At 67.8% G+C, this 13,233-nt stretch carries 13 protein-coding genes and 1 tRNA gene; 7 read left to right on the forward strand and 7 right to left on the reverse strand.

Going from position 1 to position 13,233, the window contains the following annotated elements:
* Nucleotide 1: 1 nt before the first annotated feature.
* Entirely contained in the window at nt 2-913 is a 912-nt protein-coding gene (locus ACIQ2E_RS00525; RefSeq protein WP_398324620.1) for a YgfZ/GcvT domain-containing protein, read from the reverse strand.
* Entirely contained in the window at nt 910-1,503 is a 594-nt protein-coding gene (pyrE, locus tag ACIQ2E_RS00530; protein WP_398324623.1) for an orotate phosphoribosyltransferase, read from the reverse strand. Before pyrE ends, ACIQ2E_RS00525 begins: the two co-directional genes overlap by 4 nt.
* Nucleotides 1,504-1,564: 61 nt before the next feature.
* On the opposite strand from pyrE, the gene ACIQ2E_RS00535 reads away from it, so the two are divergent.
* The 4 genes from ACIQ2E_RS00535 (at nt 1,565) to ACIQ2E_RS00550 (ending at nt 4,599) form a co-directional block, all read left to right on the forward strand.
* Nucleotides 1,565-2,122 (forward strand): Occludin/ELL family protein, encoded by a 558-nt coding sequence (locus tag ACIQ2E_RS00535; protein WP_398324626.1) that lies wholly within the window; start codon nt 1,565-1,567, stop codon nt 2,120-2,122.
* 44 nt (nt 2,123-2,166) lie between these two features.
* A tRNA-Ile gene (locus ACIQ2E_RS00540) sits at nt 2,167-2,239 on the forward strand.
* Between the two features lie 10 nt (nt 2,240-2,249).
* Nucleotides 2,250-3,542 (forward strand): hemolysin family protein, encoded by a 1,293-nt coding sequence (locus tag ACIQ2E_RS00545; protein ID WP_398324629.1) that lies wholly within the window; start codon nt 2,250-2,252, stop codon nt 3,540-3,542.
* A gap of 64 nt (nt 3,543-3,606) precedes the next feature.
* Complete coding sequence (locus tag ACIQ2E_RS00550) at nt 3,607-4,599, forward strand: Gfo/Idh/MocA family oxidoreductase (protein ID WP_398324632.1); 993 nt, start codon at nt 3,607-3,609, stop codon at nt 4,597-4,599.
* Here the strand turns inward: ACIQ2E_RS00550 and ACIQ2E_RS00555 are convergent.
* Nucleotides 4,596-7,790 carry a glycoside hydrolase family 15 protein gene (locus ACIQ2E_RS00555; protein WP_398324635.1) on the reverse strand — a complete coding sequence of 1,065 codons (3,195 nt, stop codon included), beginning with the start codon at nt 7,788-7,790 and terminating at the stop codon, nt 4,596-4,598. The genes ACIQ2E_RS00550 and ACIQ2E_RS00555 overlap by 4 nt on opposite strands.
* A 137-nt stretch (nt 7,791-7,927) precedes the next feature.
* Between ACIQ2E_RS00555 and ACIQ2E_RS00560 the strand changes: the two genes are divergently transcribed.
* Entirely contained in the window at nt 7,928-8,617 is a 690-nt protein-coding gene (locus tag ACIQ2E_RS00560) for a WecB/TagA/CpsF family glycosyltransferase (protein ID WP_398324657.1), read from the forward strand.
* 105 nt (nt 8,618-8,722) lie between these two features.
* On the opposite strand, the gene ACIQ2E_RS00565 is transcribed toward ACIQ2E_RS00560, so the two are convergent.
* Both ACIQ2E_RS00565 and tgt read right to left on the reverse strand, forming a co-directional pair.
* Nucleotides 8,723-8,866, reverse strand: coding sequence for a photosystem II reaction center protein K (locus ACIQ2E_RS00565; RefSeq protein ID WP_010312123.1), 144 nt, complete (start codon nt 8,864-8,866; stop codon nt 8,723-8,725).
* 30 nt (nt 8,867-8,896) lie between these two features.
* Entirely contained in the window at nt 8,897-10,015 is a 1,119-nt protein-coding gene (gene tgt, locus ACIQ2E_RS00570) for a tRNA guanosine(34) transglycosylase Tgt (protein ID WP_398324639.1), read from the reverse strand.
* Nucleotides 10,016-10,047: 32 nt separating this feature from the next.
* Between tgt and ACIQ2E_RS00575 the strand changes: the two genes are divergently transcribed.
* Nucleotides 10,048-10,842: an adenosylcobinamide-GDP ribazoletransferase gene (locus ACIQ2E_RS00575; RefSeq protein WP_398324642.1), complete on the forward strand. Its 795-nt coding sequence runs from the start codon at nt 10,048-10,050 to the stop codon at nt 10,840-10,842.
* On the opposite strand, the gene ACIQ2E_RS00580 is transcribed toward ACIQ2E_RS00575, so the two are convergent.
* Nucleotides 10,814-11,923 (reverse strand): sensor histidine kinase, encoded by a 1,110-nt coding sequence (locus ACIQ2E_RS00580; protein ID WP_398324645.1) that lies wholly within the window; start codon nt 11,921-11,923, stop codon nt 10,814-10,816. The genes ACIQ2E_RS00575 and ACIQ2E_RS00580 overlap by 29 nt on opposite strands.
* Nucleotides 11,924-12,266: 343 nt before the next feature.
* Between ACIQ2E_RS00580 and ACIQ2E_RS00585 the strand changes: the two genes are divergently transcribed.
* Nucleotides 12,267-12,638, forward strand: coding sequence for a DUF3155 domain-containing protein (locus ACIQ2E_RS00585; RefSeq protein ID WP_398324648.1), 372 nt, complete (start codon nt 12,267-12,269; stop codon nt 12,636-12,638).
* A gap of 47 nt (nt 12,639-12,685) precedes the next feature.
* Here ACIQ2E_RS00585 and ACIQ2E_RS00590 read toward each other — a convergent pair whose 3' ends face one another.
* A complete protein-coding gene (locus ACIQ2E_RS00590; RefSeq protein ID WP_398324651.1) occupies nt 12,686-13,231 on the reverse strand; it encodes an alpha/beta hydrolase in 546 nt (181 codons plus the stop codon).
* Between the last annotated feature and the right edge of the window lie 2 nt (nt 13,232-13,233).

Below are 13,233 nucleotides of genomic sequence, written 5' to 3' on the forward strand. Positions count from 1 at the left end.
TTCAGCTGAGGCCGCCCGCACCCACGGGAGGCGCCACGAAACCTGTTGGCACGTTGATCTGCAGCGCCATGTCTGCGCTGGCTGTGCCGTCAGCGCAGGCGGGAAAGAGCGCCTCCGCGTCCAGCGCGCTGCGGCGTACCAGGGCCAGACCCTCCGGACCATCGGCACCGGCCAAGGCTGAGGTGATCACCCCGGCCCGCTCACCGGCGGCGGTGACCAAGGTGGTTCCGGGGCTGCAAGAGCCGGCCGCTCCGCCGCGCCAGTGGCGCAGCTGTTGTTTCACGCCGTCGTAGGTGGCCAGTTTCGCCAAGGTTTCCTGGCCCACGTAGCAGCCCTTGTTGAGGTTCACCCAGGGCGCGAGCCCGAGCTCGAAGGGATTGGTGCTGTCGTTGAGTTCGCCGGGGACGGCGGGGAATCCCTGGCGCAGCCTCAGCTGCTCCGCCGCTTCAGCGCTCAGCTCGGGCAGGGCCTCCAGCCAGGCGGGCAAGGGCTCCCCCGGTTGCTGCAGCCAGGCCGGTTGTGCCGCGCCCGCCCCCAGATCCACGCCAGGGTTGAGCAGCTGCAGGGCGTTCTCGCTCGCAGTCGCCCCGATCCAGCGCACCAGCGTGGCGGCCTCCACAGGCCCGAGTTTCACGCGATCGGCTGGGAACAGCACGCGATCGAGGGCCTGATGCACCGCGGCACCATCGCCGGCGATCACCAGCAGGTCAGCGCCGCTGTCGTCGGGCCGCACCAGCGCCAGGGCGCGCATGCGGCCGGTGGGGCTGATCAGACAGGTGGGCAGGCAGGCTCCACTGGCGGCCAGCTCGATCGCCTGACTGCTCTGCCCATGCAGAAAGCGGCGCGCATCGGCTCCCTCCAGCCGGATGCGGCTGATCGCGCTGCTCCAGCGGGCCGGGCCGGTGAGACTCATGAGCGGCTCGCGGCGGATACGGCGGCCACCTCTTCCAGCAGAAACAGGCTCTGCAGCTCCAGGCCGGCAGTGGTCATGGCGTCCAGCCCGCCTTCCTGGCGATCCACAATGGTCACCACCCGCTTCACCGTGTAGCCCGCCTCCCGCAGTTGGTTCACCGCCTTGAGCGAGGAGCCGCCGGTGGTGACCACGTCTTCCAGCACGGTGATGCAGCTGCCGGGCTCAGGCAGGGGGCCCTCGAGCCAGGCACCGGTGCCATGGCCCTTCGCTTCCTTGCGCACGATCAGCGCGTCGAGGGCGCGGCCGCTCAGGGCTGCGGCCACCGCCACGCCGCTCACCAGTGGATCCGCCCCGAGGGTGAGGCCGGCCACCGCGACGGCCTCGGGTTCCACCAGTTCGAGCATCTGGGCTGAGAGCAATGCCAGCCCTTCACCGCTGAGACTCACCGGCTTGCAGTTCACGTAGTGATTGCTGCTGCGGCCCGATGCCAGCGTGAAGGTGCCGTGCCGGTATGCCCGCTCCGCCAGAAGACGCAGCAACAGCTGACGTTGCTCAGCGCTGGCCTTGGGAAGGGTTGGCAGCTGGGTCATGCCTCTGGCATCAGGCGGTTGAGCTGTCTAGTTTGCGCCCAGCGTGTGTTGCGGGCGATTGATGGGCTGGCGTTGTTCGGTGCTTAGGGCGCTGGCACCTGGGCCGCTGCTGGCCCCAGCCCTGCTGGCTTTCGGCCCTGGTGCACATCCTGCCGGGGCTGGACCTGTGGTGTGCACCACCACCCTGGAGGCTCCTCTGGCTGGCTCCGGCCCTAGTGGCATGAACGCTTCCGGCCCGGTGGAGGTCACGCGTTGCGGTCCGGTCGTTACAACCCCGCAGCTGGTGGAGCGCCGCTTCTACAGCTACACCTCTCCCTACGCCCGCGGCATCGACATCACCCACCAGATCACCGACATCCTCGGCATCGCCATGGGTGGTGGTGATGGCACCAAGGTGATGGGCTTCGGCTTCCCCGATCAAACGATCGTGTGGGACGGCTCGGCTCTGGAAAACACCTATCAAGTGCTGCTCGAACAGCAGAGCAACCCCATGCCCTGGCGTACTGCCGATGTGAACAACGGCTTCTGCCAGGGCCTGCCCCAAGGGAGCTGCAATGCTCAGAGCGCCCAGCCCAGCTGGCCGCACCCGGGCTCGCGGCTGGTCCGGGGCCTGTGGTGATCCCGCTGGTTGTGGTTAGATCACGCCACGGCTTGACCACACCCGGGGGTCTAGCAATCTGGTGAATGCAGCGGACTCATAATCCGCCTTAGGCGAGTTCGATCCTCGCGACCCCCATTTGAACCCGATGCGATTCCTGGCACCGGCGGCCCTGCTGCTCCTGCTGGCCTTCTTCGCTGCCTCGGAATTTGCGTTGATCCGGCTGCGGCCTACCCGGGTGCAGCTGCTCGAGGCCGATGGCGAGCGGGGCGCCACGGCGGTGGCGCGTCTGCAGCGCCGCCTGCGGCGGGCACTGGTCACCACGCAACTGGGCATGACCCTGGCATTGCTGGCTCTGGGCTGGACGGGCCGGGGCCTGGCGGAGCGCTGGGGCTCGGGGCCTGCCGGCACCTGGTTGGGCCAGGCCTGGCTGGATGGGCTCCTCTTTTTGGCATTGGTGGTTCTGGCCACGCTGCTCGGTGGGCTGGTGCCCAAGGCCTGGGTGCTGCACCGCCCGGAAGCTTCCGCCCTGCGCCTGGCACCTGTGCTTGAGGCGGTGATGCGCAGCCTCGGCCCTTTGCTGGCGGTGTTGGAGCGGTTCGGTAATGGCCTGCTTCGCCTGCTGGGGCTGCCGCGCAACTGGGATGAGCTCGTGCCGGCGCTCTCGGCCGGGGAACTGGAAACCCTGATCGAATCCAACAGCGTGATCGGGTTGATGCCCGATGAGCGCGACATGCTCGAGGGCCTCTTCTCCCTGCGCGACACCCAGGTGCGTGAGGTGATGGTGCCCCGCTCCGGCATGGTCACCCTGCCGCTGGAGGTGCGCTTCGCCGAGCTGATGGAGGCGGTGCACAGCACTCACCACGCCCGCTTCCCCGTGATCGGCAGCTCCCTCGACGACGTGCGCGGCCTGCTTGATCTGCGTCGCCTGGCCGAACCGATCGCCAAGGGGCTGTTGCGCAGCGATTCACCCCTGGCGCCCTATGTCACCCCCGTGACCAAGGTGCAGGAAACCACTCCCCTGGCAGAGCTTCTGCCGGTGATCCGCAGCGGTGAACCGTTGCTGGTGGTGGTCGACGAGCACGGCGGCACTGAAGGCCTCGTCACCATTTCCGACCTCACCAGCGAGATCGTGGGCGACGAGGAAGACCCCGAAAACCCGGAAGATGATCTCCAGCAGCTGCAGGAGCACAGCTGGCTGGTGGCGGGTGATCTGGAGATCTACGAGCTCAACCGCGAACTGGGCCTGCAGCTGCCGGAATCCGATGAGCACCACACCCTGGCCGGGTTTTTGTTGGAGCGGCTTCAGCACATCCCTGCTCCGGGCGAGAGCCTGCGCTGGAAGGGCCATCAGTTTCTGATCATGGCGATGGACGGGCCGCGCATCGAGCGGGTGGAGATCACCCGACAGGCGGTGGGTCTGGAGGCTGAGGAGAGTTGATCAACTGAGGCCCGTGGTGACGGCCGCTCATCGTCGATAATCTCTGCGTCAGATCGCCAGCGCCATGCAGCCGGTTCGCGTTGGAGTGATCGGAATCGGAAACATGGGCTGGCACCACGCCCGGGTGCTCAGCCTGCTGCGCGATGCCGAGCTGGTGGGAGTGGCGGATCCCGATCCCGCCCGCGGGCAGCTGGCGGTGGAGCAATTCGGCTGCCGCTGGTTCGCCAGTTACGAGGAGATGCTCGGCGAGGTGGAGGCGGTGTGCATCGCCGTGCCCACTCTGCTGCACCACCGCGTGGGCATGGCCTGCTTCAAGGCCGGTGTGCATGTGTTGATCGAGAAGCCGATCGCTGCCACCCAGGAAGAGGCCACGGAGCTCAGCGCCGCTGCCGAGCAGGCCGGACGCTTGCTGCAGGTGGGTCACATCGAGCGCTTCAACCCCGCCTTCCGCGAGCTGGTGAAGGTGGTGGCCAATGAGGAGGTGGTGGTGCTGGAAGCGCGCCGCCACAGCCCCAACCCTGATCGCGCCAACGATGTGTCGGTGGTGCTCGATCTGATGATCCACGACATCGATCTGGTGCTTGAGCTGGCCGGCTCGAAGGTGGTGCGCCTCGCGGCGGCTGGTGGCCGCAGCGCCGAGGGGCCGATCGATTATGTGAACGCCACCCTCGGATTTGCCAATGGTGTGGTGGCCAGCCTCACGGCCAGCAAGATGGCCCACCGCAAGATCCGCAGTCTCTCGGCCCACTGCCGCAGCGCGCTGGTGGAAACAGATTTCCTCAACCGCAGCCTGCAGATCCACCGCCGCACTCAGCTCTCGTTCTCGGCCGATCACGGCGAGCTTCTCTACCGCAACGACGGCTTCATCGAAGAGGTGAGCACCTCGCCGGTGGATCCGCTGGTGGCCGAGCTTGAGCACTTCCTCCAGTGCGTGCGCGGCCTGGAGCAGCCGGCGGTGGATGGCCCCCAGGCTTCTCGCGCCCTGCTGCTGGCGGATCTGATCGAGCAGTGCGTGGAGCAACCCACGCTCTGCATGACCCTTGCTGAACCGATCTAAGCCGGCTGCAGTTCTGCCAGTTCCTTGAGGGCCAGCAGCTGCCAGCGGCGGCACTGGGCCGGTGAGGAGCGGTAGAAGCCATCCCAGGCTTCGGCCTTGTGGGTGGGGTAATCCTCTGCCGGCTGCTCAGGGTGCTGCTGCTGCCAGCCCACGCGCACGGCGTGGCCGATCACCACATCGAGGGCCAGGTCGTCGTCGAAGCGCACCTGGGGGTTGGCATCCACAAACGCAATCAGGGTGATCAGCGTTTCAATGCAGAGCCGGCGGTATTCGGGCGCCTCGATCTTGCTGAGCAGGTGCTCCACGTGGGTGGCGAAGTTGCGCTCGCCCGGGGTTTTCTCTTTGAGCAGGGCGCTCTCCAGCCGGTTGCGGCGCTCGAGCTTGTCGCCGATCACCAGGCCGCGGCAGTGGTGCAGCAGTTCCCAGATGCCCGGGTGGAAGTTGCGCGGCACGATCTGCAGCGCGCCCATGCGCTCCCGGTGCTTGAGCCAGCAACCGCTCTTGGGCAGCTCCTCCAGCGGATCGGGGGCTTCCCAGCGCACGCGGCCGCTCACGTGCAGCTGCTCCTTGCGCTGCAGCGCCGCCTTGGCGTGTTCCACATCGCGCAGCACCTGCTGCAGGCGGCGGCGAATCGCATGGGGCGGTTCATCGCAGAGGGCTTCGAAGGCTTCGATTGGGCTGAGGTCGCGCTCGCCGGCCAGTTCGCTGGTGAGCAGCAGCAGCAGTTGTCCCAGTTGCAGCGTGAGGCTGCCGCTGAGCAGGGCCGGCTCCTGCCGGGCGACGCCATCGAGGGCCAAGAGCAGCTCCTGCTGCAGCATCCATTCGCGGCCGTCTTCGCCGCTGAAGCGTTGGATCATCGCCGCGATCGCCAGGCTGCCGGTGGGTTGGCTGAGCAGCGAGTCGTTGGTGTAGTTGCGCCCCACCACCACCTGCTTCTGGCGCACGAGCAGATCGGTGAGGGCGTCCTCCAGTTGCGGGTGCACCAGCCCCAGGGAGCCGGCGCAGCGGCGCACCACGTTCCAGTTGGCATCGGCCAGAGCCCGCCGGTAGATCTCCTCCAGCAATGCCTGGGGGGTGGCGCTGCCGCCCGGGCCGCTCAGTTCAGCCGCCAGCCCCAGGCGATGAACCAGCTGCTCAAGCAGTTCGGCCTGTTCCGGCAGCGATTGGCTCTGCCAGAGGCGCTCCGTGAGGGCCTCAAGGCCCGACTCCTCCAGTTCCTGCTCCTCCTCGGCGGTGAGCGGTTGTTGTTCCGTACTGGCTCGTAGCAGGGTGGGAGCCGGTTGGCTGAGCGGCTGCTCCAGGCGTTGGGCGTGCTCGGGCAGCTCGGCCCAGCTGGCCTGCTCCATCAGCTCCTGCAGGGGTGCCAGCTGCACCGCTACGCCATTCACCAGGCCGCTGCGCAGCCGCTCACCCAGCCGCAGGAATGAATCCGGGCTGCGCTGGAAGGGCCCCTCCTCCACGGGAATCAGCAGCACCGGAGCACCGGCGCCGCGCCAGTGGCGTTGCAATTGGCTGATCTCGCTCTCCACCGCATCCACCAGCAGCTCGGGATCGTCGGAGAGGTAATACGTGCTCTCTTCGAGTACGGCCGGTAGGAAGGCCAGAGGCTGGCCGCCCTGGCGGTAAAGCCGAGCCGTCACCATCGTTTCCATGCGCAGCGGTGGGTGGCCGCTGAGGCGCAGGTGGGTGTTGGCGCCCACAGCGCCCATGCGCTCACCCAGCTCTGCTGAGCTGGCGATGGCCACCTGACCCGGGCGGGTCACCGCCAGGCCAGCTTGTTCCAGGGTTGCGGCGATGTGCTCCCGCGCCGGCACGAAACTCACGAGCACCTGATCAGCGCCGAGCGGGCAGCTCAGGCGGCGGCCACTGGGATCGAGATCGTCGGGCTTGAGCAGGCCAAGGAGGAGCAGATCCCCGAGCCAGGTGAGGCTCTGGGTCCACAGCAGCGGCACGTTCTCGTTCGGCACGCGTTGCTGGCTGCCGGGATTGAGGCGCTCGGCCTCCACTGCCTCCTTCGGCACCACATACAGCTCCGGCAGCAGCTCCACGCCATCCACCTCCACCGCCACGCGCTTGAGCCGCTCGCGCCATTGCCAGGCTTCGCTCCAGCGCTCTTCGCAGCAGGCGGTGATCAGCTCATAGGCCAGAAACAGCGGCCATTCGCATTCGATGTGCTCGAACTGGGCCAGCTCCTCGCGCTCGTAGTGCAGGCGGGTGTGGTCTTCCACCACGGTTTGGTGGCCGTCGCGGCGAAAGCGCTTGTAGCCGTAGGGCCCGCCAAGCTCAGTGCGGATCTTGCTGCGGGTGCGCTCCACCAGCGAAGGATCCTCCACGGCCCAGGCGGGGTAGCCGATCACCGAGAGGCAGGCCGCATCCACTTCCTTGCTGGCCGATTCGCGCGGCAGTAGGCCGGTGAGGGCGCGGCGCAGGCGCACGATCGCGTCGTGGGGGATGTGCAGGCTGCACTGACCGTTGCCGTGGGGGCCATAGAGATCCAGTCCTTCCAGGGCTTCCAGCGCTGCCTTCACCAGGCCGATCGAGCTGGCGTTGCGCTCCGGCAAGCCGTGGTTGCCCTTATCGCCCCGCTCCCAGATGCCGTAGTCGCGCACCCGGTAGGCCCGGGCCACGTAATACACCAGGTTCTGGACGAAATCGCGCTCGTGGCTGGTCTGCACCACCACCAGGCCGGAGCGGGTGAGCTGCGCCAGCTGCAGCAGAAAGAGGGCCGTGGCATCGAGCTGCAGGTGCCCCCAGCCGTCGTCGGGCACCACCGGATCACCGCTGCCGGTGTCGTACTTGGCGTGCAGTGCATCGAGCGGCTCGAGGCTGTGCTTGAAGCGCTCCACCTTGTGGGCCTGGCGCAGCATGGCGTTGAGCAGGCCGCGCATCAGCTGCAGCACCCGCTGCTCCAGCTCGAACACCCGCGTGGTGGCGCCGCTCAGCCGGCGGTGCGCCAGCGCCAGTCCCCACACGCACTGAATCGAATACACGCAATCCCGCACCCAGGCATCGCCGTAGTTGCCGTGCACGGTGTTGGCGGTGCTGGCGGGCAACAGGCCGGTGATCGGGTGCTGGCGCCGCAGCACCACCCGATCGATCTGCGCATCGAGTTCGTGCAGCCGCTGCCAGGCGTCGGCGGCGCTGAGCTGCAACGGTGTCGCCTGGCTGGCCGTGGGTGCGCTGCTGAGCATCGTGGGCGCGGCGGAACCGGGCTGCAGCCATAGATTCTCTCGTGTGGCCCCTGCGCTCGATGGCATCAATGGCGACGGATGCGTCCCGCACTGGCTTTCGTGGCTCCACTGAGCCGCCCTCCTGGACGGTGACATCCGTGCTCGGCGTGCAGGTGGCCGTGAGCAGCAACGTGTTTGCAGCTGCGCTCGAGCTCAAGCAACGCGGCGGCGGCCAGATCGTGACGCTGAACGCCGAGATGACCATGGCGGCCAGGGCGAACCCAGAGCTCGGTGCCGCCATTGCCCAGGCCGATCTGGTGATTCCCGATGGAGCCGGTGTGGTGTGGGCTCTGGGCCGCCAGGGCTTTCGGGTGCGGCGCAGCCCTGGGATTGAGCTGGCCCGTCAGCTGCTAGTCTACGCGGCCGCCCATCGCTGGCGAGTGGCGCTCGTGGGTGCCAGCCCCGCCGTGATGGAGCGCTTGGTGGAGCGGCTTCAGGCCGAGATCCCTGCGCTGGATCTGGCCTTCGCCATCCATGGCTATCAAGACCCTGAGCAATGGCCGGGCATCGAGCAGCAGTTGCAAGACGCCTGCCCGGATCTGGTGCTGGTCGCCCTGGGGGTGCCGCGCCAGGAGACGTGGATTCAGCGCTTGCATCCCGGGCAGCCGGGCCTGTGGATGGGCGTAGGCGGCAGCTTTGATGTGTGGTCGGGCACCAAGCAGCGCGCGCCCGAGTGGATGGGGCGGCTGCAGATCGAATGGCTCTACCGGTTGATCCAAGAGCCCAGACGCTGGCGGCGCATGTTGGCGTTGCCGGCCTTCGCCTGGGAGGTGCTGCGCCGGGGCTGAGAGCGGCTGGCTGGGTTGGTTGAACACCAAAAAGCGGCAGGAGTCATACCCCTGCCGCCACGGCTGTTGAGTTGGCGGTGTCGCCTTTGGCTCTGCGATTGCGGTTCAGCGGAAGCCCACCGAGGCCTGCCACACGAAGGCGAGCAGCAGGAAGAAAAGAGGAATGATCGGCAGGATGTCCACCAGGGGAGCAAAGGCCTGATAGGCCTCGGGCAGCTGGGCCAGGGTCTGCAGGGCGTAGGCGGCCATCCCGGAATGTTCGTTGGCTAGAGGCGGACGCTACCACGTGTGTGCGGCCGGGGAGTCGGGTTTCCAGGGAGCGAAATCCTCTGCAAAACAACCATCGCGGATCGCTTGCGCCATGGCGCTGCTGAAGCGCACCAGCTGGGTGATGTTGTGCAGGCTCAGCAGGATCTTGCCCAGCAGTTCGTCGGTTTTGATCAGGTGGTGCAGGTAGGCGCGGCTGTGCACCGTGCAGGCCGGGCAGCTGCAGCTGGGATCGAGGGGGGTGTGGTCGTGGCGGAAGCGGGCGTTCTTCAAGTTCCAGCGTTCGCCGCCCACCAGCGCCGCTCCATGGCGCCCGAGGCGGGTGGGCAGCACGCAATCAAAGAGGTCGAAGCCGTTGGCCACGGCAATCGCCATTTCCGGCAGCGTGCCCACACCCATCAGGTAGTGGGGTTTGTCGTGGGGTAGCAGCGGCCCCACCTGCCGCACGATCCGGTGCATCTCCTCGGCCGGTTCGCCCACGCTCACGCCGCCCACGGCGATGCCCGGCAGCCCCATGGAGCTCACCACCCGCGCTGATTCCTCGCGCAGGTGCGGGAAGCAGCCCCCCTGCACGATGCCGAACAGGGCCTGATCGGCCTTGGTGTGGCTGCTGATGCAGCGCTCAAGCCAGGCGTGGGTGCGCCGGCAGGCGGCGGCCACCTCGCTTTCGGTGGCCGGATAGGGCGGGCATTGATCGAAGGCCATCGCCACATCGGCGCCCAGGGTCGTCTGGATCGCCATCGAGCGCTCGGGGGTGAGGTCGATGCGGGCGCCATCGCGGGGGGAGCGGAACACCACGCCGCGGTCGTTGATCGTGTTGATGTCGCCCAGGCTGAACACCTGGAAGCCGCCCGAATCGGTGAGCATCGGGCCGTTCCAGGCCATGAAGCGGTGCAGGCCGCCGCCATCGGCCACGATCTGCTCGCCCGGCTGCAGGTGCAGATGGAAGGTGTTGGAGAGCACCATCTCGGCACCGGTGGCCTGGAGCTGCGCAGGCGTCACGCCCTTCACCGTGGCCAGGGTGCCCACCGGCATGAACCGCGGCGTGTTCACCACGCCGTGGGGGGTGTGAAAGCAGCCGCAGCGGGCGCGGGTGTTCGGGCAGTGGGCCGTGATCTCGAACGCGAACACCAGCGAGGCAGCAGGATTGGCTGATCCCATCGTTGCTGGCCGTGGCCAAGGCCCCGTTTCGCCTCGCCTGGCTAGCGGATCTGGCCGGCGCCTGGATCTTTTACAGCGTGTTGCCGCTGCCGCCTGGTGTCACGCCGCGCTTTGAGCGCATCGCCCGTTTCGCCCCCTGGGTGGCACTGGTGATTGGCGGGCTGGAGGCGGCGCTCTGGCAGGGGTTGGCCGGCGCTGGGCTTGTGGCGCAGCTGGCGTTGGTGCTCGCGCTGGGCAGTGCCCTCAGCGGCGGCCTGCATCTCGATGGCGCCATGGACACGGCCGATGGCCTGGCGGCCGGCCCGCAGCGCCGCCTGGAGGCCATGGACGACAGCCGCGTGGGGGCCAGTGGCGTGCAGGCCCTGCTGCAGCTGGTGTTGGTGCGAATCGGCGGGTTGGCGTTGTTGGCGGCTGCGGCGCCCTGGGCGTTGGTGTGGGCCGCGGTGTGGGGGCGGATCGCGCCGCTCGTGGCGATGCAGCTGTTTCCTTATCTGCGCGAACCCGGCAGTGGCACGGCCGCCTTTCACCGCCGCTATTGGCAGGGGTGGTGGGCTGAGCTGGTGCCTTCGCTGCTGCTGTTGGGGGCACTCACCGCCCTTGCCTTCGGCCTGGGGGTGGGGCCCTGGTGGTGGTTGGGTTGGCTGGGGCTGCTGCCGGCGGTGCTCGTGCCGCTGGAGCTGGGGCGACGTCTCGGTGGCCATAGCGGCGACAGCTACGGCGCCTGCGTGGAATGGACGGTGAGCTGGAGCCTGCTGCTGATGGGCTTGCTCAGCTGGCGGCTGAGCGCGGCAGGCTGAGGCGGAAGGCGTTGCCGGCGGCGGGCAGTTGCGGATCCAGCTCGCTCGCAGGCACCACCAGCTCCAGCTCCCCGCCCAGGCTGCGGGCTAGATCGCGGGCCAGGGCCAATCCCAGGCCGCTGCCCGGCAGGGCTGCACCACTGGTGCCGCGTACTCCCTTGGCAAAGATCTGCTCCCGCTCCTCCAGGGGCACCGCTGGGCCGCTGTCCCAAATGCTGAGCTCCAGACGCTCGCTGCAGTGGCAGTGCAGGCCGATGGCGCCGCCGCTGCGGCTGTAGCGAAAGGCGTTTTCCAGCAGGTTGGCCACGATTTCACCGATGGCGCTGCCATCGCCCTGCCAGTCGGGCAGAGCGGTGGGTTCCTGCCAGGTGCGCCCTTGCAGATTGGCGGTGGCGGCGGCGCGCTCCAGCAGCGGCCGCAGGATCTGCTCGAGGCTCCGCGGCGCGCTCTGGCACAGCGCTGGCGGCAGCAGCAGGGGCGTCCCCGTGTCGCGGCTCACCAGAGCCGGGGCTTCGGTGAGGTGATCGATCGCTTCCACGTAGCGACTGATCTGGCGCTGCTCTCCCAGCAGGCTGTCCACCAGCGAGAGGTTGCGGGCGTCGCCATCGAGGCGCCGGCGCAGCAGTTGGGCGAAGGTGCGCAGCGCCGCCAGAGGATTGCGCAGTTGATGCACCAGCAACCGCAGCTCGTCGTCGCGCTGACTCAGCTCGCGGCCCAGCCGCTGCTGTTCCTGATCCAGCCGCAGTGCCTCGGTGAGGCAGCGGGCGGTGGCTTCCAGCCGCTCGCTCAGGCTGCCGGGCCAGGGCCAGCGATCCACGTCCACCCGCAGGGCGCCGAGCAGCATCGTGTCGTCGCGCAGGGCCAGCCAGCGGCGGCCACTTTTCACGCTGGAGTTGTTTTCCGCCGTGGTGCCTTCAGTGAGGGCCAGGGACTGGGGCCAGCGGCCAATCGCGACCAGCGAGGGTTGGCCGTTCGGTTCTGGCACCGCCACGTACACCACCAGGGCCAGGAGATCAGGCCGATCCGTGAATTGGGCTAGCTGCTGCTCGAGCAGCGCCAGAAACCGCTTGGAGACCTGCATCTGAGCGGGAACTGGTGTGGGATCGAGGCCGCTCAGCGCGCAAGCCCAGCAGAAATTTCCCCGATCGTGTTCGAAATCTGGGAAAAAGTCTTAAGATTCTCGGTATCGACCAATACCTCGCGGTCCGGGTTCGGGCGGCGCAGCGATCGGCCCATCCGGCTTTTGTTGCATCTCCGTGCAATCAAGGCTACAGCAGTGGAAGTTGCGTCCTCTGCTGATCGGAGCGGTGCCGTTGTGGCGCTCACCCGGCTTGCAGGTGTATGGGCGTTTCCGAGGCTGCTGGCCCTTGTGGCTGGTCCTCATCGTCCGACTCCATCCACCCTGCCCTCCCGGGCTTAGCTCCATGTCCAAGAAGCGCAAGCGCATCAGCCGCCGCCGTTTGGCGGGTCAGCGGGTCCTGGCCCATGTGGCCACCCACAATCTTGAAACCGGCGAGTACAAGCCCGTTACCGCGGCACGCCGCTACATCGCAGAGGGCGGCATCGTGCCCCCCGCGATTCTGAACGTGCGTCGCAACGAGCACACCACCGACCGCTTCTTCTGGGGCGAGAAGGGTCTGTTCAGCGCCCAGTACGCCGAAGAAAACCACTTCCTTTTCCCTTCCCTGCGCGAGATCGTGGATCGCATCGGTGAGGACACTCTGTTTGCCGGCCTGGAAGCTCTGGCTGCAGACGATTGGGAAGAGATGGAGGAATACGAATACGCCTTCGTTTGAGCGAAGACGCGTTTGCGCTTGCAGCCGGTCCCGAGGGGCCGGCTTTTTCATGGCTGCGTGGTCAGGTGCTGGCGCACAAAGACGCTGATCTGCGGCAGCACTGCCGAATCAATGGTGTGGCCTCCCTTGAATGCGAGCAGTTCGGCGCTGTGGCCGGCGGCCAGGAGCTGCTCCTGCACGGCTTCGCTGGCGGCGAAAGGCACCACCGGATCCTCCCGGCCGTGGCTGAGCAGCACGGGCGCCACCGCTGCACCCGGCTGCCAGCCCTCATGGGGATAGCCGCTGCAGGCCACGATCCCCGCTAAGGGCAGGCTGCTGCCCACATCCAAGGCCATGGCGCCGCCCTGGGAAAACCCGAGCAGCACCGTGCGCGCCAGGGGCACGCTGCCGGCCAGCTCCTCCAGCCGCAGCTTCAGGGCGGCGCGGGCGCTCGGTAACTGGCTCCAGTCGATCGGCTGCAGGCCGTACCACTGCCGGCCGGTGCCGTAGGGGTGGGGTTCAGGTGCCCGCAGCGCCACCACACTCACCTCCGGCCCCACCAACAGCGGGCCCAGATCCAAGAGGTCGTCAGCATCGGCACCCCAACCGTGCAAGA

Origin of the sequence: Vulcanococcus sp., assembly GCF_044369115.1 — a bacterium.
GTDB lineage: Bacteria > Cyanobacteriota > Cyanobacteriia > PCC-6307 > Cyanobiaceae > Vulcanococcus.

Excerpts from the sequence above, each read along its gene's own strand:
- ACIQ2E_RS00525 (WP_398324620.1), bottom strand. The coding sequence starts at position 913 with ATGAGTCTCACCGGCCCGGCCCGCTGGAGCAGCGCGATCAGCCGCATC.
- pyrE (WP_398324623.1), bottom strand. The coding sequence starts at position 1,503 with ATGACCCAGCTGCCAACCCTTCCCAAGGCCAGCGCTGAGCAACGTCAG.
- ACIQ2E_RS00535 (WP_398324626.1), top strand. The coding sequence starts at position 1,565 with ATGGGCTGGCGTTGTTCGGTGCTTAGGGCGCTGGCACCTGGGCCGCTG.
- ACIQ2E_RS00545 (WP_398324629.1), top strand. The coding sequence starts at position 2,250 with ATGCGATTCCTGGCACCGGCGGCCCTGCTGCTCCTGCTGGCCTTCTTC.
- ACIQ2E_RS00550 (WP_398324632.1), top strand. The coding sequence starts at position 3,607 with ATGCAGCCGGTTCGCGTTGGAGTGATCGGAATCGGAAACATGGGCTGG.
- ACIQ2E_RS00555 (WP_398324635.1), bottom strand. The coding sequence starts at position 7,790 with ATGCTCAGCAGCGCACCCACGGCCAGCCAGGCGACACCGTTGCAGCTC.
- ACIQ2E_RS00565 (WP_010312123.1), bottom strand. The coding sequence starts at position 8,866 with ATGGCCGCCTACGCCCTGCAGACCCTGGCCCAGCTGCCCGAGGCCTAT.
- ACIQ2E_RS00580 (WP_398324645.1), bottom strand. The coding sequence starts at position 11,923 with ATGCAGGTCTCCAAGCGGTTTCTGGCGCTGCTCGAGCAGCAGCTAGCC.
- ACIQ2E_RS00585 (WP_398324648.1), top strand. The coding sequence starts at position 12,267 with ATGTCCAAGAAGCGCAAGCGCATCAGCCGCCGCCGTTTGGCGGGTCAG.